At 55.8% G+C, this 18,558-nt stretch carries 11 protein-coding genes, 5 tRNA genes and 2 pseudogenes; 12 read left to right on the top strand and 6 right to left on the bottom strand.

From position 1 onward, the window contains the following. Nucleotides 1-12 precede the first annotated feature (12 nt). Nucleotides 13-1,116, bottom strand: coding sequence for a transaldolase (gene tal / locus OZX73_RS04625; RefSeq protein WP_277147991.1), 1,104 nt, complete (start codon nt 1,114-1,116; stop codon nt 13-15). Nucleotides 1,117-1,245: 129 nt separating this feature from the next. Next, on the bottom strand, nt 1,246-3,345 hold the full coding sequence (tkt, locus tag OZX73_RS04620; protein ID WP_277147989.1) for a transketolase: 2,100 nt from the start codon (nt 3,343-3,345) through the stop codon (nt 1,246-1,248). Nucleotides 3,346-3,630: 285 nt separating this feature from the next. Between tkt and hrcA the strand changes: the two genes are divergently transcribed. Continuing rightward, nucleotides 3,631-4,716 carry a heat-inducible transcriptional repressor HrcA gene (gene hrcA / locus OZX73_RS04615; RefSeq protein ID WP_277147987.1) on the top strand — a complete coding sequence of 362 codons (1,086 nt, stop codon included), beginning with the start codon at nt 3,631-3,633 and terminating at the stop codon, nt 4,714-4,716. A gap of 82 nt (nt 4,717-4,798) precedes the next feature. Beyond that, entirely contained in the window at nt 4,799-5,944 is a 1,146-nt protein-coding gene (gene dnaJ, locus OZX73_RS04610) for a molecular chaperone DnaJ (protein WP_277147985.1), read from the top strand. Nucleotides 5,945-6,045: 101 nt separating this feature from the next. Here dnaJ and OZX73_RS04605 read toward each other — a convergent pair whose 3' ends face one another. Continuing rightward, complete coding sequence (locus tag OZX73_RS04605; protein WP_277147983.1) at nt 6,046-6,837, bottom strand: fructosamine kinase family protein; 792 nt, start codon at nt 6,835-6,837, stop codon at nt 6,046-6,048. A 261-nt stretch (nt 6,838-7,098) separates the two neighbouring features. Here OZX73_RS04605 and uppP point away from each other — a divergent pair, with 261 nt between their 5' ends. Next, nucleotides 7,099-8,013, top strand: a complete 915-nt coding sequence (uppP, locus tag OZX73_RS04600) for an undecaprenyl-diphosphatase UppP (protein ID WP_277147981.1) — start codon at nt 7,099-7,101, stop codon at nt 8,011-8,013. Nucleotides 8,014-8,198: 185 nt separating this feature from the next. On the opposite strand, the gene OZX73_RS04595 is transcribed toward uppP, so the two are convergent. Further along, nucleotides 8,199-9,077, bottom strand: a complete 879-nt coding sequence (locus tag OZX73_RS04595) for a PAC2 family protein (RefSeq protein ID WP_277147979.1) — start codon at nt 9,075-9,077, stop codon at nt 8,199-8,201. 226 nt (nt 9,078-9,303) lie between these two features. Here OZX73_RS04595 and OZX73_RS04590 point away from each other — a divergent pair. The 4 genes from OZX73_RS04590 (at nt 9,304) to OZX73_RS04575 (ending at nt 9,708) form a co-directional block, all read left to right on the top strand. Beyond that, nucleotides 9,304-9,376, top strand: a tRNA-Gly gene (locus tag OZX73_RS04590). A 30-nt stretch (nt 9,377-9,406) separates the two neighbouring features. Further along, nucleotides 9,407-9,477: transfer RNA gene (locus OZX73_RS04585), tRNA-Cys, on the top strand. Nucleotides 9,478-9,513: 36 nt separating this feature from the next. Further along, nucleotides 9,514-9,586 (top strand) — tRNA-Val (locus OZX73_RS04580). Nucleotides 9,587-9,635: 49 nt separating this feature from the next. Further along, a tRNA-Val gene (locus tag OZX73_RS04575) sits at nt 9,636-9,708 on the top strand. A 103-nt stretch (nt 9,709-9,811) separates the two neighbouring features. Here the strand turns inward: OZX73_RS04575 and OZX73_RS04570 are convergent. Continuing rightward, nucleotides 9,812-10,945: pseudogene (locus tag OZX73_RS04570) on the bottom strand (IS1249 family transposase). A 575-nt stretch (nt 10,946-11,520) separates the two neighbouring features. Here OZX73_RS04570 and OZX73_RS04565 point away from each other — a divergent pair. The 5 genes and pseudogenes from OZX73_RS04565 to OZX73_RS04545 all read left to right on the top strand — a co-directional run bounded on the left by OZX73_RS04565 (nt 11,521) and on the right by OZX73_RS04545 (nt 16,936). Next, nucleotides 11,521-13,083 carry a hypothetical protein gene (locus OZX73_RS04565; RefSeq protein ID WP_277147976.1) on the top strand — a complete coding sequence of 521 codons (1,563 nt, stop codon included), beginning with the start codon at nt 11,521-11,523 and terminating at the stop codon, nt 13,081-13,083. Nucleotides 13,084-13,150: 67 nt separating this feature from the next. Continuing rightward, nucleotides 13,151-14,053, top strand: coding sequence for a hypothetical protein (locus tag OZX73_RS04560; protein ID WP_277147974.1), 903 nt, complete (start codon nt 13,151-13,153; stop codon nt 14,051-14,053). Between the two features lie 674 nt (nt 14,054-14,727). Then, nucleotides 14,728-15,672, top strand: a pseudogene (locus OZX73_RS04555) (cation diffusion facilitator family transporter); the annotation flags it as partial. 177 nt (nt 15,673-15,849) lie between these two features. Next, nucleotides 15,850-16,656, top strand: coding sequence for a class II glutamine amidotransferase (locus OZX73_RS04550; protein WP_277147970.1), 807 nt, complete (start codon nt 15,850-15,852; stop codon nt 16,654-16,656). Between the two features lie 207 nt (nt 16,657-16,863). Beyond that, a tRNA-Gly gene (locus OZX73_RS04545) sits at nt 16,864-16,936 on the top strand. A 48-nt stretch (nt 16,937-16,984) separates the two neighbouring features. Here OZX73_RS04545 and OZX73_RS04540 read toward each other — a convergent pair. Continuing rightward, nucleotides 16,985-18,298 (bottom strand): MFS transporter, encoded by a 1,314-nt coding sequence (locus OZX73_RS04540; protein WP_277147968.1) that lies wholly within the window; start codon nt 18,296-18,298, stop codon nt 16,985-16,987. Nucleotides 18,299-18,558 lie beyond the last annotated feature (260 nt).

Here is an 18,558-nt window from a genome sequence, read left to right as displayed (position 1 = left end):
CTTTAAAGGAAATCAGCCGTTGACGCGGTCGATGCCGGCCTGGGTGTCGGAGAGGACCGAATCCCAGGAGGCGATGAACTTAGCGACGCCTTCGGCTTCGAGCTGGTCGGTGACATCCTTGATGTTGATGCCGAGCGCGGCGAGCTTGTCCATGATGGCCTGGCTCTCCTCGTATGTGCCTTCGATGCTCGGACGGCCGTCACCGTGATCGGCGAGGGCGTCAAGCGTCTTGGCCGGCATGGTGTTGACGATGTCGGGAGCGACGAGCTCGTCAACATACTTGCAGTCGGAGTAAGCCGGGTTCTTGGTGCCGGTGGAAGCCCACAGCGGACGCTGCTTCTTGGCGCCCTTGGCCTCAAGCGCTGGCCAGCGAGGATCGTTGGCGAACTTCTCCTGCCACATCTTGTAGGCGAGGCGGGCGTTGGCCACAGCGGCCTTGCCTTCCAGAGCCTTGGCCTCAGGCGAGCCGTTGGCTTCGAGCAGCTTGTCCACGGCGGTGTCAACGCGGGAAACGAAGAACGAGCCCACGGAAGCCATCTTGCTCAGATCGTGACCGTTCTTGGCGGCCTGTTCCATGCCTTCGATGAAGGCGTCCATGACCTGGTTGTAGCGCTCGAGCGAGAAGATCAGCGTCACGTTGACGGAGATGCCCTTGGCGAGCGTGGCAGTGATGGCGGGCAGGCCTTCCAGTGTTGCCGGGATCTTGATCAAAGCATTCGGGCGATCGACCATCTTCCACAGCAGTTCGGCCTGCTTCTCGGTGTTCTCGGTGTCGTGTGCCAGACGGGGATCGACTTCGATGGACACGCGGCCGTCGACGTAATCGGTCTTCTCGGCGACTTCGCGGAAGATGTCGGTGGCGTTGCGCACATCGGTGGTGGTCAGTTCGCGGACGGCGTCTTCGACGTTGATCTTGCCGAGCTGCTTGAGCTGTTCGTCATAAGGTCCGACCTGTGCCAGGGCCTTCTGGAAGATGGAGGGGTTGGTGGTCACACCGACGACGTTCTTGTCCTTGATGAGTTCCTGCAGATTGCCGGAGGTGATGCGGTTGCGATCAAGGTCGTCAAGCCAGATCGAAACACCGGAATCGCTGGTACGCTGCGTTGCTTCTGTCATATCTTTATCTCCTTATTCCAACGTTGGTGTTGGAAGTCTTTTTATACGACGATGCGGCCACCCGCGGTTCTTGCGAAATCTCGCGAATGGCCGCATCGCTCATTGATTGTTGAAGAGTGGGGTCAGACCTCAGGCACGCGCCTCTTCGATCGAGGCCTCGGCGGCTTCGACGACGTGTTCGGCGGTGATGCCAAGGTCGATCATGTTCTGAGCGCCGTCGCCCTGCAGGCCGAAACGCTCGATGGAGATCGGCTTGCCGTAGCTGCCGAGGTACTTGTACCAAGGCTGGGCGATGCCGGCTTCGATGGAGACGCGGGCCTTAACGGACTTCGGAAGCACGGCTTCCTTGTAATCGTCGTCCTGCTCCTCGAACCATTCCATGGACGGCATGGAGACCACGCGGGCCTTGATGCCCTTGGCCTTGAGGGTCTTGGCGCCCTCGACGGCCCACTGGACCTCGGAACCGGTGGCCATGATGATGACATCAGGCTCGCCATCGGTGTCGACAAGGATGTAAGCACCCTTACGGACGCCGTCACGTGCCTTCTCGGCGGTTTCGGCGAGCGTCGGCACACCCTGACGGGTGAGGATGATCGCGGTCGGCAGGGTGTTCTTCTTCTCGAAGAAGTAACGATAGGCCTCGGCGGTCTCGAACTCATCGGCGGGACGTACGACTTCCATATCGGAGATGGCGCGGAAGGCCGCGAGATGCTCGATGGGCTGGTGGGTCGGGCCGTCTTCGCCGAGCGCCACGGAATCGTGGCTCCAGACGTAGAGGTTCGGAATCTTCATGAGGGCCGCGAGACGGACCGCGGGACGCTCATAATCGGAGAACTGGAAGAACGTGCCGCCGTAAGGACGGGTGTCGCTGCCCAGCAGGATGCCATTGGTGATGGCGCCCATGGCGAACTCGCGAACGCCGAAGTGCAGCTGGCGGCCGTACTCGCTGGCCTTGGGCCAGGTGCGGGTCTCGTCGGACTTGGGACCGAAGGTCTCGGCGCCGTCTATGTCGGTCTTGTTGGAGCCGGCGAGGTCGGCTGAGCCGCCCCACAGTTCCGGCATGACCTTGGCGATGGCGTTCAGGACCTGACCGGAGGACTTGCGGGTCGCGGCCTGGTCGCCGGCGGCGAAGCTCTTCTCGAGCTCGTCGATGGCCTCGTCGAAGCCTTCAGGAAGCTCATGGGCCTTGAGGCGGTCATAGAGCTTGGACTGCTCGGGGTTGGCCTTGCGCCAGGCGGCGAGCTTCTCGTCCCATTCCTTGTGTGCCTCGAGGCCGCGGTCGGCGACCTTGCGGGCGTGGGCGAGGGCTTCTTCATCAACAGGGAAGTCGACGGATGGATCGAAGCCGAGGACCTTCTTGAGTCCTGCAACGGCTTCCGGACCCAGCTTGGAGCCGTGGGCGGATTCGTTGTTGGTCTTGCCGGGGGTCGGCCAGGCCATCAGGGTGTCGACCTTGATGAACTTCGGGCGGTCGGTGACCTGCTCGGCCTTGTCAAGCGCCGCGGCGAGAGCTGCGGTGTCTTCCTTGTAGGAGCCGTCGGGCTGGACGAAGCTGACTTCGTCGGTGTACCAGCCGTAGGCCTCATAGCGCTTGAGGATGTCCTCGGAGAAGGTGAGCTTGGTGTCACCTTCGATTTGGATGTGGTTGGCGTCGAAGATCACGGTCAAATTGCCGAGACGTTCGTTGCCGGCGAGCGAGGAGGCCTCCGAAGAGACGCCTTCCTCGACGTCGCCTTCACCGCAGATGACCCAGACCTTATGGTCGAACGGCGAGGTGCCGGCGGGGGCGTTCGGATCGAGCAGGCCACGCTCGAAGCGCTGGCCATAAGCGAAGCCGACAGCCGAGGCAAGGCCTTGGCCGAGCGGGCCGGTGGTCATTTCGATGCCTGGGGTTAGGTTGACCTCGGGATGGCCGGGCGTGCGCGTGTCGGCGCCGCCGCGGAAGTATTTGAGGTCATCAATCGTCAGGCCGTAGCCCGAGAAGTAGAGCTGGACGTACTGCGTCAGCGACGCGTGTCCGCCGGAGAGGATGAAACGATCACGGCCGTCCCAGTGGGGATCGTTGGGATCATGCTTGATGTAATGCTGATAAAGCGTGTACGCGATGGGCGCCAGTGAGATAGGGGAGCCCGGGTGGCCACTGCCAGCACGCTCAACCGCGTCTGCGGAGAGCACCTTCGCCATCTTGACGGCGCGCTCGTCCAAATCCGACCAAGTGAAATCGGTCATAGGTTTTACTTTCCTTCCAATATTCCGGATGCTGCCAACGCGGCTTATTCCGCGACGCATGGCACCCTCACATTGCCCTTTCATGCTAACTTTAAGAGCCGACGAAAAGTTATGTTTTGAACGTGTTTGATTAGTTTTGTGCTGTTAGCGTTCACACAGACACTTGGTTCGTTTCTGGCTGAATCTTCTGAGAGTGGAACGATTAGCACTCTCACGCCAAGAGTGCTAATACTTTGGTATACTGATTCATATATATGTATCGCCATGACCATGGAAGGAGGCCAAATGACACAGTCAAGACGCATGCTGGTGCTCAGGGCCGTGGTCGAGGACTACATCCGTTCCCAAGAGCCCGTCGGATCGACGGCGTTGGCGAAAGCACACGATCTGGGGGTCAGTTCGGCGACGATCCGCAACGACATGTCCGCGTTGGAGGATGAGGGCTATCTCATCCAGCCGCACACCTCGGCGGGGCGCATCCCCACGGAGCGCGGCTACCGGTATTTCGTGGACCGCTTGGCCACCGTCGTGCCTCTCAGCGAAGCGCAGCGGCGTGGCATCACCACGTTCCTCTCCGGTTCCGCCAGCTTGCAGGACACCTTGCAGCGTGCGGCCCGCCTGCTGGCCAACATCACCGGCCAGGTCGCCGTGGTCTCCTCACCGGCGCTTTCCAAGTCGAAGCTGCGGCGCATCGAGATTGTGCCCCTGAACGCGGTCACCATGTTGGCCGTCATCATCACCGATTCGGGTTCGGTGGCACAGCACACGTTCACGCTGAACGAGATGCCAAGCGCCGTGGCGTTGACTCGGTTCTCCGAACTGGTCAACGCGCAATGCATGGACATGCCGTTGGTGCAGGCCGCGCAACGCATCCGTACCATCATCACCGCCCCGGAATACCGTTCTGTTCGCGTTCTGGGAGAACGGCTCGCCAAGACCGTGGAATCGATGGCGCAGGACGAGGGAACCGGGCAGATGTACATGGCCGGCACCTCCCAACTCGCGCACCGGCAGCCCCGCACGGACCTCGGCCCGCTTTTCGACGCGCTTGAGGAGCAGGTGGTCATCATGCGCCTGATGAGTGACCTGAGTGAGGAGGGCCAAGGTGTAGGGGTCGCCATCGGATCGGAAACCCGGACGCCGGGTCTCATCCACGCCTCGGTCGTCTCATCCGGCTACGGACGCAGCGAGACCGCGGACGACAACGATGAGGGCAATGATGATGAGGCTGATGATTCCGGAGCGCCGCATCCTGTCGCCTTCGTCGGCTCCATCGGCCCGACCCACATGGATTACGCGACCACCATCACCGCCGTACGTGCAGTGGCGAGGTACCTGACGGACCTGATCGCTCAGGACGAGGCGGCGTAAGGTATTCCAAGGCTTATGGCACAATAACTGGCAGAACGTAGCGTAAACGTGTATCAAGAATTTACATATTCAAGGGATTTCAGTGGCAGATACAGATTATTATGAGGTGCTCGGTATCGAGCGCACGGCCAGCGACGAGGAGATTAAAAAGGCCTATCGCAAGATGAGCCGCAAATATCATCCCGATATCGCCGGGCCTCAGTTCGAGGACAAATTCAAGGAAGTCAACAACGCCTACGAGGTGCTTTCCGACCCGGACAAGCGGCGTATGTACGATTCCGGAGTCGATCCCAACGATCCAAACGCGTCAGCCGGCTTCTCATCCGCCGGTTTCGGCGACATGGGCGACATCTTCGGCCAGTTCTTCGGCAACGCGTTCGGTGGCGGCGCCCAAGGACCGACACCGCGCACCCAACCAGGGCGCGACGCACTTTCCAGCGCCTCCATAGCTCTTAAAACCGCGGTTTTCGGCGGTACGGCCCATGTCAAGATCAACACGTTCGGCCTATGCCCCAAATGCAGCGGAACCGGCACGGCCAATGGAGAGAAGCCGGTCACCTGCCCGGAGTGCCACGGCCAGGGCATGCGCCAGCAGGTCAGGCGCACCATGCTGGGTCAGATGATGACCACGGCGCCATGCGAGCGCTGCGAGGGCCACGGCACCATCATCGAGCATCCCTGCCCGACCTGCCAAGGCCATGGGCGCATCCGCACCTCCCGTGATGTCGGGGTGACGATTCCCGCAGGCATCTCCGACAACACCCGGCTGCGTTTGGCTAACCAAGGCGAGGTCGGCGAAGGCGGGGGAGCCGCAGGCGACCTTTACATCGACATCCGCATCAAGCCGGACAAGCAGTTCACCCGCGAAGGCGACGACTTGCATTGCTGGATTCAGATACCCATGAGCTGGGCCGTGCTCGGCCACGATCTGGACATCGACACCTTCGACGGCAAACAGACCATCAGCATCCCGCAAGGTTGCCAGCCCGAGGAGACCGTGCCTTTGAAAGGCCTCGGAGTCGCGAAAATCAAGCGTCCTGAGGAACGCGGCGATCTGATCGCCCACGTGAGCATCCACATCCCCACCAAACTCAATGATGGGGAACGTGACCTGATCGCGCAATTCGCCCAAAGCCACGACGCGGACGCCGCGCAGGTCAAGCAAAGCTCCCGTCCGACGACGGTGCGCAAGGGCTTCTTCGACAAGATCAAGGACGCCCTGCACTAAAAACGCGACGCCCAAGATATCAAAAAGTTCCGTTGCTCAGAAACTGGACAACGGAACTTTTGTTTAAAGCTTTGAGAAAAATGCGGGGATGGTTTAGGAGCTTAGGCCAACAGTGAGCGGCACATCGCGCGGTATTCGCTGACGTAGCCGCCTCCGAAGAAGACGCAATGGCCGGCAATCGGGTAGAGCTGCCAGATAGTCGTCCTGTCGGCGAATCCCTTCTTCAGCGGGTGCGCGGATTCGTAGCCATCCAGGATCTCGTCGAGATAAGGCATGCCGAAGAGGTTGAGCATGGCGAGGTCCTCCTCGCGATGCCCGCCATGCGCGGCCGGATCGATCAACACGGCCTCGGTCTGCCCGGAATCCTTGGTCCACATCACGTTGCCGCTCCACAAATCGCCGTGCACCCGGGCCGGCTTGTCTTCGGCCGCCGAGCCAAGCAAATCCGGCAACGCATCGATGACCTCTTGCGTCATTTCCAAGTCGTTGTCGTTCAATTCGCCGCGTTTGATGCCAAGGTGAACCATGGGGAGCAGGCGACCCTCACCCAGATAGTCAACGGGATTGCTCCATTCCCCGGTATCCATCGGCACGGGGTCCTGCAACGGCCCGAAATAGCAGGTTCCGTCATAGCCAGACGGAGCAGAGCCGAAATAATCCGCGCCCGCGTCATGCATGTGAGCCAACGCGGCGCCAAAATCATGCGCCGCCTTGGGGGTGGGGGAGCAGGAGTCGACGCGTTCGATGTCGAGCCAGCTGTCGCCCCAACCATAGACGTCGACGACCCGCGGGCCACCCTGCGGTTGGGCTTCTCCGAGCCATTTGAGCCCTTTGCCCTCGCATTCGAAGAATCCCTTTGGCGCGAACGCCCTGCTTTTACGATATTTTGCCATGATGTACCCTTCGTTTGCTTCCAACGGCCTCAGGGAACTCCCAAACCTTAGCGATATGGATTTCCGTATTGTCCGGCCGCTTGCGGGCAATGCCTGCGTCTCAATTGTGTGAGCGATGTGCGACAATCGGCGGCTTCAACACACGTAGTTCTGACTTGTTGGGTAATCTGATTTGGTACACACGAACCCCTGCCGGTCTTTTGCGACTATTGATGAACCAAGTAACGATTTTTTCGGCGGGGACACGCACAAAGAGGGATCATGAATTTCTTCCAAGCCATCGTTCTGGGGCTGGTCCAGGCGCTCACCGAGTACCTGCCGGTGTCTTCGAGCGCCCATATCCGCATCGTCGGCGAGCTGATGCTGCATTCCGACCCTGGGGCGGCATTCACGGCCATCATCCAGCTTGGCACCGAACTGGCGGTCATCCTCTACTTCCGCCGCGACATCGTCAACATCCTTTCGCACTGGTTCGGCTGTCTCTTCGGCCATCACGGCAAGGATTGGAAGTCAAGGCTCGGCAAAGGCGACCGTGACGCCACTTTCGGCTGGTACATCATCATCGGCACCATCCCGATCCTCATCGCCGGTGTCCTTTTCCAGAAAACCATCGAGACGACGCTGCGCAACCTGTGGATCACCGTCACCGTCCTTCTGCTGTTCGGCATCATCCTATGGGTGGTCGACGCGAAGGCGCCCGAACGCAAGACCGTCAAGGAAATGAATTGGAAAGACGCCCTCCTGTTCGGCGTCGGTCAGATGCTGGCGCTGATTCCCGGTGTCTCCCGTTCCGGCGGCACCATCACCTTCGGGCGCGCGATGGGCTATACGCGTGAGGACGCCGTGCGGGTGAGCTTCATCATGGCCATTCCCGCCGTCTTCGGCTCAGGTATCCTCGAAGCCGTCAAAGCGGTCGGGGACTACAAAAGCGAGCCGAATTTTCCAGGCTGGGGCGCCACGTTGGCCGCGATGGTCGTCAGCTTCCTTTTGGGCTATATCGTCATCATCGCGTTCCTGAAATTCGTCTCGACGTTCTCCTACAAGGCTTTTGCGATCTACCGCATCATCATCGCCGTGGTCGTGGCGATCCTTCTGATCGCCGGTGTCCTTCAGGCTTCGCCCGCGGCTTCCCAAGCGTTGTCTAACGTAATACAACCTGTCGTTGCTTCGTTTTGACCGATTAAAATAACGAAACGCTTGTGGAACATGCTGCTGGTTGTTCCGTTCAAACCATTCAATGATCAGTCAAGGATTCATTAATCTCATCAAATAAAAAGGTGCAGCCGAATGCATATGTTCGTGGGCACCTTTATCTGATTGATTCGGTAAGACTCAAAGATAATCAATCAGCAAAATCTTGACTAATCTTCGATGTGGGAGAGGAATTCTTCGGCCTCCTGCGCGATCTGATCGCCTTGCGGCACCGCCGTACCGCCCAAGTTGTCGAGTTGCTCGTCCAAATCGTATTTGGCCTCAAGATGCCGGATGTAATGCTTCAAGTCATCGTTGCAGTTGGCGAGCACATCAGCCTGGGCCTTCCATGTGGCGGACTGCTGCGGCAGCGTCCCCGTGCCAAGCTCGACTCCAAGGATCTGCGAAAGCCGGCGCAGGATCTCCAGCGTTCCTTGCGGGCATTCGTCCCCGGCAAGGTATTGCGGCACCGAGACCCACATGGAGTTGGTGTCGAAGCCTTCCTGCTCCGCGACCATGTCCAGGACGGTGGGGATACCCACCGGCCCGTCGTACGGATTGCCGCTTTTGGCGCGCGTTTCGGTGTCTTTCACCGCACCGCCACGGATGCTTGAATCGCCGCGCCGCAGCGCCGATTCATCGACGGGCAGCGGACGGGTATGCGGGCAATCGGCGAACATCGATCCCAACGTGACGATTTCGCCGATATCGAGCTCGTCTGCGATGCGCAGGCTGTTGCGGCAATAGTCGACCCAGCGGTAGTTGGGCTCCGGCGCTATTTGCGCGTAGAGGTGCACGTCCGGCCCGATGGTGATCTCATAGAAAGTCGTTTGTGGCCAGATGATGCGCGCCTGACCGCTCACATGGCATATCATGGGACGCGCCGCCTGAAGATCGTAATAACTATCGGCGCGAATATGGCGGATCTCCCTGGATTCGTAGCTGGCCACCAGATGGCGGATCACGTTCGTGGCCGCCTGGCTGGCATCGTTCCAGCCTTCGAAGGCACAGACCATGATGGGTTGAGTGGTTTTCGCATCCGTTGTCATGTGTTCTAATCTAGCCGGTGAAAACCTTGAAATTTGAAGGCTTATGCCATCGGTGAATGAGTTTCATCTACGGGAGTAGAAATAAGCATCATGAAAAAATCCGTGTTAATGACCAATAACAAAATGAAACGTTGGTATTTCGGGCGACACGCAAGAGTTGTAAAAAACGCGAAGAACAGATATAGTTATCTCTCGTGCTTCGGTGAAGGAATTCATCGGTAGCTTTGCGGACATAGCTTAGTTGGTAAAGCGCGACCTTGCCAAGGTCGAGAGCGCGGGTCCGAGTCCCGTTGTCCGCTCTAGGTCCGAGGAGTTGTACACGACCTTACGGTGGGTTAGCCAATCGGTTAGGCAGCGGCCTGCAAAGCCGTATAGACGAGTTCGACTCTCGTACCCACCTCGGAAGACGAGCGAAAGTTCGGATTCCAAGCAACCTGGGCGGTTGGCGCAGAGGCTAGCGCACTTCCCTGACACGGAAGGGGTCACAAGTTCGAATCTTGTATCGCCCACGAGAACCGGAGGAGACTCCGGTTTTTGTTTCATAATCGAATATCAATCGGGTGATTAGCGCAGCGGTTAGCGCACTTCCCTCACACGGAAGGGGTCGCTGGTTCGATTCCAGCATCACCCACAGTTTAAAAATTTTAGGGTTTTGTTGCAATGTAGTAGTTTCTGGGTTATAGGTCAAAAAGGATTGTAGGCCGTATTCGGATTATCGGCCAAAAAACGTGTCTCTAGTCGGTGGCGTTGGGGTATCTGGTGGCAGTGTGGAATTCGTTCCAGTCGATGCCGGTGCCGTATTCCTCGGGTGCGCCGAAGGTGCGCGCCGAGCCTCGGGCGAGCGTCGCCATGCCCGGTCGTTGAGTTCCTCGATCTGCCGGTCGGTGGTGCAATGGGCGGCGAGCCATGCGTAGGTCTCAGGGTGTTCGGTGTGCATGTAGCACCACCAGCAGATGGCCTTGATCTGGCGGGCCAGGCTGAGCCCGTTGTGGTCGCGCAGCATCGTGTGCAAGAGCCGGTTCCACGACTCGACGAGGTTGTTGGTCGGCGGTATCGGCGCGGCGCACTCCTTCTGCATGGTGACGAACGTGTCCATGACGTGCTCGGAGATCCTTTTGCGGATCATCCTGCGGGCCCTAACGAGCCGCGCGTGGGCGTCGTTGAGGCTGCCGTCGGCGTATTCGCTCTTCTCGTCGAGGAAGTCCCTGTAGTCCTGCTCCCATTGGTTGTAGACGACGAGCCAGTCCGCCATCATCGGCCCGTCCTTGACGCGGCTAAGCCGCTGCGCCAGCTTCAGCAGCTCCCGCCCGGCCTTCAGCCTGGGGCGCTTGCCGGTGAGCGCGGTGATGTTCATGCACATGTGGAACAGGCAGCGCTGCATGCGCGTGCCGGGCCAGACGGTTCGCATGGCCCTGCCGATGCCGTTGCCGCCGTCGCAGACCAGGACCCCGGGGCGGGGCGATGCGGCGCATGAGCTCCGCCCACGAGGCGCTGTTCTCGCTTCTGGCGACCCGCCAGCCGATGACGTGCCCCTCGGCCACCGCGATCAGGGCCACGGCTCGGCGGTGCAGCCAGATCCCGTCGACCTGCACCACGTCGTACCGTCTCCCGATCAGCGGGACGGGCGGGTTCAGGCCCCACATCAGCAGGTTGGAGCGGCGCAGGGTGCGTCCCGTCGTGCCGTCGGAGGACTGTCCGCCCTTGGAGAACAGCCGGTCCAGACCCCTTTTGAGGTCGGCGGCACCGCCGTCGCGTTTCTGCGTGGACGAGGCACCGCAGCGGCCGCACCGCCACCGGACCCTGCCCGAGCTGTTCCGACCGTTCCGTTTCATCACGTTGCCACAAGCGGCGCATACAGGGTTGATCATGACCCCCATGGAACACGGCCAACTCGAACACGTCCAAGCCCTTGCGCCGCAACGGCGCCGCCCCCGTATCGGACACGCTTTCTGGCCGGCCCCGAGTTCACCACCCGACCAACTCGAACACCCGCAAAAGCAGACGGGACAACCCCTCACACCCCAAAACAGACACGTTTTCTGGCCTATAACCCCAAATATTGTGGATGTTCCTGCTTGTGCTAGTCAACGTTCTTCCGCCAGGTTCTAGTTCTGCACTTGACCAGCTAATCACCCCATTACTTCGATGAACGTCAGGAAGCTTCGGACAAACGAGTCTTATAGCCTCAGACGGCGAATGACAAATCCTGGATGTGTACTCACATGAATGCGAAATGAATCATATTAATGTCAGTGTTACGAATTCCTTGTTGTTTGACCAGATTTCTGGAATATAACGTCAGACCTTCGCCATTCTGGTATGTAACTTGGACTATTGGCTGGTCATCCATATCTTGAATGCCTATTTTTTCTTTTTGTCTTTCATTCCCTTATGCTGGTTGGAAATGTTTCGAGAAGCTCAAAGAGAGAATTAGGGGACGATTATGTCCGATCAGAGTCATGGTTTCGACGCAGTGAGAAAAATCCTTGCCGATTGGTTGCGGCTCATCGCAGAAAGGTTTTTGGGGAAAGGCAATGTTTTAGTATCTCTATTTGCAGCTTGTTATTCCTCGTTGTTATATGCTCTACAATGGATGGACTGCTATTTTTTGAAAGAAACTTCATTTGCTGTATTGTTTGGCGGGCTTTCATTGGTGTTTTGGAGTACGTTTCTTTTGGCCTGTCCTTTCGCAGTGCGCTTTTACCGATGGATTCATGACCCTTTTTCCAGGCTGATTTTTGCCTTTTCTTCCGTTCCTTGGTTGTTTATGATAAGTACGATCGTCCTTATTTTTTCGGGTTTAAGCAAATGGGTGTATTGCAATTTGTATATTGGCATGATTGCCATCTGCCTGGCAATGATCGGTCTCTTTTCAGTACTTGTACGCTCTTCCCAAATGAGAATCGAAGGAAAAGGATACCATAGGCTGTCTTATAGTTTCAAGGAATTGAATGGCATCCCTGTGATGCTGTCAGTCTTGCTGTTACTTATGTCTGGTTCACTAGACTTAAGCTCGGACAAAAATCCGATGCTTTCGCCAGTTCATTCTATGTTCTCTGTTCTTTCCCTCATTTCGTTCATCGCTGCCTTCTTCTGTTGTTTGTTGGGTTTTATCTATACCCTTTATTCGACCGTCTCTAAGGTTCTGAAACTTGACAAGGATTTATACCATAAGGCATCCGTCCTGGTTCAGGGTTTGGTCATTGTGCTGGAAGGATTATACGTTTTTCTGATACTTCTGGAACTCGGTGGGCAACTAGATTTCAGGTTGATCTTTATAACGGGATTGGTGGTCGTATTCTCGCTTTTCTATCTGATTATCATGGCTGCGAACGGAATCACGCTGCGGCAGGGTATCACGATTTACACTGGAATCATATACATGATCCTTCTGGTGCTTGTGCTGGTACTCGAAATCAAATTGCCCGGAAATACTCAAATTTTCATCATCGTCGTAATGGTGGCCTTGTTTCTTCAGTTGTTTTCCGCTGGATTTGCCTGTAAGGACTCATTGAAACTTAGGTGGTTGGACACTCGAGTCAAGGCTCAGCGTATCAGATGGTTCGAGAAAACAGAACCGTATCAGATTGCTGGCATCTTGCTTTGCGTGGCGATACTCTATATAACTATTAGCGCTGCTGACATGGGGGCAAAGAAATCAATCGAGCAATTGCTCTGGAACCACCATTGGAACAAAGCCTTCTCCACAATGTCTGCCGGCCTTTCAAAAAGACAGATCCAAATGCCTTCTGTAGGTTCGACCAGTTTGGCGACCCTTGCCTATTCCGTTTTCACTGCGTTCGGGACGGTTGTCACATTCCAGTACGCGAAAACAATTTGGGATGAACGCGAGCCTTCGGACAAACCCCTCATGTCTATTCATAGGATTGTCGTGTTGAGTAGCAAAACGTGGCGATGGATGGGGGAACATCATCGCCTTTCAAAAAAGGCGCGTCATTCTAACAGGAAATTCAGGAGGAAAAAGACGATAGGCTTTATGATCTGACAATGCTCTCTTACGCTCACAGAGACGAAACAAATGTTATTTCAAAATAATCCCTTAAAATGTACTTATGAGCGAGAATGAGAAGGAATATGCGATTCATTGTGACCTGATGAAAACAGGTGAGGTCCTCGACGAAGTGCCAGAAACCCTGCTTATCTTAAAATCACATGGCTATGGTGTCGCTTACAAGCCAAATGGTAACGACACTGGACACGATTGGAAGGTCGTTTTTAATTGGCCGGATGATCCTTATGCCGCACAGCGCACCCCAGCTCAAGAAGCCGCTTTTTATGTCCCGACTGAAAATATCGTCTTTCAAGCTAAAGCTTATGTGAATCCTACCGGCCAGACGGTGTCGATAGAAATAGAACGGCCTGATGGTGTAGCCGAGAAGACACTACTTAAGGTGGTAATTGCTGCCATCCTCGTATCGAGACTTACGAATGGGTTGTCAGATATTGTAGATGAAGATGATTCATACTCGCTTCGCCAGACCTTGGACGATGCTGAACGAGATAGAAGTATGCTTGTAATCAATGGAGCCAAAAAGCAAACACTGTTCCACTCGGTCGCAGATTTGGAGGCGCTTGATGCATCTCTGGATGCTTTACAAAGACGTGTCGAACGGCTCGATTCGGAGAACAGATTGACACAGGAAAGAATTAGCGGACTGGTCGCCATTCTAGTCATGGCACTCTCTGCTACTTCAGTTGGACAGCTTGTACTGAATCTGATGCAGAGCAACCCCAAAAGACCTTGGTACGTGATTCCTCTTGTAATCATTATCGCGGTTTCATGTGTTCTGTGTATAGCCTTTTACGCCAGTTGGCCACGGTTGAAACATTGGATGAAGCAGCAAAAAGCAGAACAAAAGCTCAATGGTGCTACATTTGCCGTTGTCAATGGTGAAATAAATCTCGACTCGAGCATAAGAGAAGGCAAATTGGTCTATACGCATCGCAAGAAATGACGGAGATTCCAGCGGCGTTTCCGCCATCGGAACTGAAAAGACAAATAGACGAATATCGCCGGTGTCACCGCATAAACCGGAACCAGACCGACGATTTTCTTCTTGTTGAAATTGCCTTCCTGAACCATGATACTATCGAAGACCACACAGGCTAGCATAGTCAAGTGTCGAACGCAAACAATGCAGGTTGCATCGTCCCAGTCTGTACCGAGGCGCGGCACAACTTTTTCGCATCAAACAAGCAGTCTAAATTTATACTCCTAGGGTAGAGTAGTCCAGACAACGGCGTTAGTGGACGAAAACGGCCACGGAGGGTGCCGCTGGGCAATGGAGATCGTGGCACTGTGCAGCAAAAGCAGGCCAACACAAACAGCACGGCTATCAGTGTCAACTCTTGCTTCTCCAGAATCTGATAAAACTGTACAGTTGATTTGTGCGATGCTCTGGGCGTGTGAATGGGGTGTTGGGAAATTTTGCCTTTAAAACTTTGACAGATAGCCCATGCTTATTTATTTTCAACTTACTAATCTATAGAAACTGATGCTTCTAAGGTTTGGTTCATTGCGATTTCTTCCATTAAGATAGCCTTTATTGCTTGCTGCTAGTATTGGATTTTTAGGGTTGCAACATAACGCAGGAATCAACTGGTGGGAAAAGGTATTATGGCAAGCGATTCGGTGAAGACGGCGCTGTTGGCGAATGTCGGCGTGGCGGTGGCCAAGGGGCTCGCGGCGGTATTCACCGGGTCTTCGGCTATGCTCTCTGAGGCGGTGCATTCCGTGGCGGACTGTGCCAACGAACTGGTGCTGATGGTCGGCGGCAAAGCCGCAAAGAAGTCGGACAAGGACCATCCTTTCGGCCTCTATCGTGCCAAATATCTCGCATCATTCCTAGTGGCGACTCTTCTCTTCTTCGTAGGCGGATGGTTCTCGGCGTCTCAAAGCTTCGAGAAGCTCGTCAAACTTACCAACGGGACGATGCCGAGAAATGTTGAAACCATCGAATTGTTGGCTTCCTTGGCGGTTATCGTCATCTCAGCTTGCCTGGAAGGCTTCGGGCTGCACACGTCGATTCGTGAGGCTCGCGAGCGCATGGAAACGCTCAAATTAGGCCATCTCAATCTGTTTGCTTTCTGGCGGAAGACAAAAAGCGCGGAGCTCGCCTCGGTGATGATGGAGGATACGCTTGCACTGGTGGGTCTGGTTTTTGCCGGTCTGGGCATCGCTCTGGCTTTGGTGACCGGTGACGAGATTTGGGATGCGGTTGGCGGTCTGTGTGTCGGCGTCATTTTGATTGTGGGTGCCGTGGCGCTTGGATTCAAATCCGGTTCGCTGCTGATAGGCGAAGCCATCGAGCCCGAGATGGTGGCCCGCATACGCACCACCGTCGAGGAGACCCCCGGCGTTGACCGACTCATCAACATGCAGGCCATGCATATGGCCGAAGACGACATCCTCCTGTGCCTGAAAGTGCAGACCTCCAAGCTCGACCGGGATTATGACGTCGAGACGATTAACAAGATCGAGTCAGCCGTGCGCAAGGCCTTGCCGTTCTATCGTTTTGAAATCTACGTGGAACCTGACTTATACCGAAAACCTGAGGAAATGAAACAACGTTGATAAAACATAAGTACGAAGATTCCGTTATTGTACGTATCCCGGGTTTTGTGCTTGTCGACAACTTTTGCAGGAAAGCCTGACAGGTTATTCTGCCCTGAGCGGGTTGATTCTCGAACACTGCAATTATAGTTGGCAGCCATGTGCAGATTGCTTGGATACTGCGTCAACACAGCTCAATTGAGTTTGAAAGACATTCTGGGGGAGGCCAATACCGAGGATTTTCGCAGGCTCAGTGAGATCCATAAGGACGGTTGGGGCTTGTCTTTGAAAGGCTTAGCGGGTGACGGCGCATCCCAATTGTCGGACGACCGCACTTACCACACCACGGTTGCCGCTTATGACGATCCCATGTTTTCCCCTTTGGCCGATATGCCTGCGCAGTCGGCGTTGTGGCATTTCCGTTGGGGAAGCCCGGGTATTGCGGGGGTCATGGAGAATCAGCAGCCGTTTGCGTTTGATGGCATTGAATTCATCCACAATGGCCATATCGTCGACACGGACAATGTCAGCATTCTTGATAACCCTGGTTTTGAAGTTGACCGTGACGTTGTCAGATCCATCAGCGTCCACAGCGATTCGGCGATCTTTTTCGCCGTCATAGTAGGGTATGCCCGTCAGGGTATGGGCCTCAGCGACGCTGTCTCACATGCCGTCGCAAAGATGCGCGAGACATATCCGGCCTCAAGTTACAACTGCATTGTGCGTGACGCCGAAGAAATGGTCGTTGTTGAGGCCGGTCGTGGGGGAAAGACTTCGCGGGTGATCACGGAATTCTACAATGATTACGGTTGGACCGGCCAAGGTGACGACTACCGGGCCATGCGCTTCCGTGATATCAGAGACGGCAGGAACCATGGGTTGGGAGTGTTGGTCGCAAGTTCCGGATTCCGCCAGGATGCGGCTGATGGCTGGCGTGAGATGGGCAACAACACCATGTTGGTGGCCTCGCGTTCGACCGGAAAGTATTTCCTTCGTTCATTGTGATGAACCTGCGCGGTCATCACAGCGCGATAGAAACACTTATGCCAAAGTCTTTACTACCGACTTTTCGTGCATGATGTGGTGCAATTTTGGTGTAATCGACTATATGGGCATGTCTGTGGCTTCCGAGTAAATGGATGCCTCTTTCAAGAAACACGCCATGACTTGCGAGATGACCCATGTACCTGTATATTTTCGACTGTTGTCTTTGCGGACATAGCTTAGTTGGTAAAGCGCGACCTTGCCAAGGTCGAGAGCGCGGGTCCGAGTCCCGTTGTCCGCTCTCTTTCATTCAGCCCATTTCGCAGTGAGCCGAAGTAAGGTGCGCATCTCACAGCAATTCCTTTTCGGCGGTTTCCGGTCCCATAAACGCCACGATGGCCATGGTCACCGCCGCGATGAGGGCGATGAGGTAATAGACCCAATTCTCGTTGCCAATGGTCAACAGCAGTGTGATGAGGTAAGGCATGAGCGCGTTGCACAATTTGGCTATGGCATTGGCGACGCCCACAAAACGGAAACGCACGCGTGTCGGGAACAGTTCCGGAATATAGACCGCGGTCACTGAAGCCATGAGCACGTACAGGACGACGACCAAGGCGAATCCGACGATCGACACGAAGACGATGTTCCGTTGCACGGAATACAGGCAGCCCAGCACCGCTTCCACGCCGAAGGCCACGACGATCAGGCGTTTCCGACCGATTCTGTCGATGAGGGACGAACCAATGAAACATCCCAAAGGGGCGCCGAGCATGATGAGCACGCTGATCCATAACGAGTGGTGCAAATCATAGCCACGCTTGAACAGAATGGTGGGCATCCATGTCGTGAAGGTGTATGAGCAAACCATGGTCGCCGTCACCGCCACCGTGGCGACGAAGAAATTCTTCCACAGTGTTCGTGTGGTGAAAGGCTGAGGCGCCTTTTCCTGTTGAGGAGAGACGTCGTAAAAACCATTGACCGTGAGTTGGCTGATGATGTGCGCAGCTTCGGTCCTGCGCCCCTTCACCAGCAGCCAGCGCGGCGATTCCGGCAAACCCCTCCTGAAGAACCAAATCAACAGCGCCAGAACACCGTCGAAGGCGAACAGGGGCCTCCAAGACCAATGCGAGATCACCACTGCGGACAGGGCCATCGCCACCGGCACGCCGAAATTGGCGATCAGATCAACGATGGCGCACCAGTGACCACGTTTGAGTACCGGAGCGAACTCGTTGATATAGGTGAAGCCTGTGACGAGTTCGGCGCCAAGTCCCATGCTGGCGATGAACCTGCAGATGATCAGCACCGATATATTCGGGGCGAACGTGCAGGCGAAAGTGAACAAGCCGAACACCAGGAGATTGATGCTGTACGAGATCTTCCGCCCTTTCGCATCGCCGATGACCCCGGAGACCAGCGAACCTATCAGCAGGCCCATAAAGCCGGCCGAGAGGAACGTGGCATTCGTCCCGGAATTGGTGAAGCCTTGCGAGAGCAGACATGTGGCGATGGAACTGCCCATATAGACGTCGATGCTGTCGATGAACATACCGGCCGCCACCAGGACCACGATCTTATAGAACAACGGAGAAGGTTTGGCCAGATTCAAATCGTGCAGCAGCGACTCATCGGAAGGAATTGTGGAAGACTTGTCGTTCATCGTCCGCACCTCCTTATCAAAATACACAGGCCGGACGCTGATCGAGGACCCGCTTCATACGTGTGAAGGCAGTATCCGCTTTGGCCGTGTTGTCTGATCAAACCCTTTTGCATTTTCATATGCTCCCATGCTGAATTTCATTCCGAATGGTAGGCAAGACATCCCCGGAAGGTCAGCAAGGCTTCACATGCTGGAAAGAGGGGTCCGGAATTGTGGACAGGTACCTTCGAAAAATATGTCTTGCACAGTGGTGACGCGTT

The sequence above is a fragment of the Bifidobacterium sp. ESL0775 genome (assembly GCF_029395475.1).
Classification (GTDB): Bacteria; Actinomycetota; Actinomycetes; order Actinomycetales; family Bifidobacteriaceae; genus Bifidobacterium.
The sequence above is the reverse complement of the archived record's forward strand: the minus strand, read 5'-3'. Positions and strand labels throughout refer to the sequence as shown.

Coding starts and splice junctions, on each gene's coding strand:
- tkt (WP_277147989.1), bottom strand. CDS start 3,345: ATGACCGATTTCACTTGGTCGGATTTGGACGAGCGCGCCGTCAAGATG.
- hrcA (WP_277147987.1), top strand. CDS start 3,631: ATGACACAGTCAAGACGCATGCTGGTGCTCAGGGCCGTGGTCGAGGAC.
- OZX73_RS04595 (WP_277147979.1), bottom strand. CDS start 9,077: ATGACAACGGATGCGAAAACCACTCAACCCATCATGGTCTGTGCCTTC.
- OZX73_RS04540 (WP_277147968.1), bottom strand. CDS start 18,298: ATGAACGACAAGTCTTCCACAATTCCTTCCGATGAGTCGCTGCTGCAC.
- uppP (WP_277147981.1), top strand. CDS start 7,099: ATGAATTTCTTCCAAGCCATCGTTCTGGGGCTGGTCCAGGCGCTCACC.
- tal (WP_277147991.1), bottom strand. CDS start 1,116: ATGACAGAAGCAACGCAGCGTACCAGCGATTCCGGTGTTTCGATCTGG.
- OZX73_RS04560 (WP_277147974.1), top strand. CDS start 13,151: ATGAGCGAGAATGAGAAGGAATATGCGATTCATTGTGACCTGATGAAA.
- OZX73_RS04565 (WP_277147976.1), top strand. CDS start 11,521: ATGTCCGATCAGAGTCATGGTTTCGACGCAGTGAGAAAAATCCTTGCC.
- OZX73_RS04605 (WP_277147983.1), bottom strand. CDS start 6,837: ATGGCAAAATATCGTAAAAGCAGGGCGTTCGCGCCAAAGGGATTCTTC.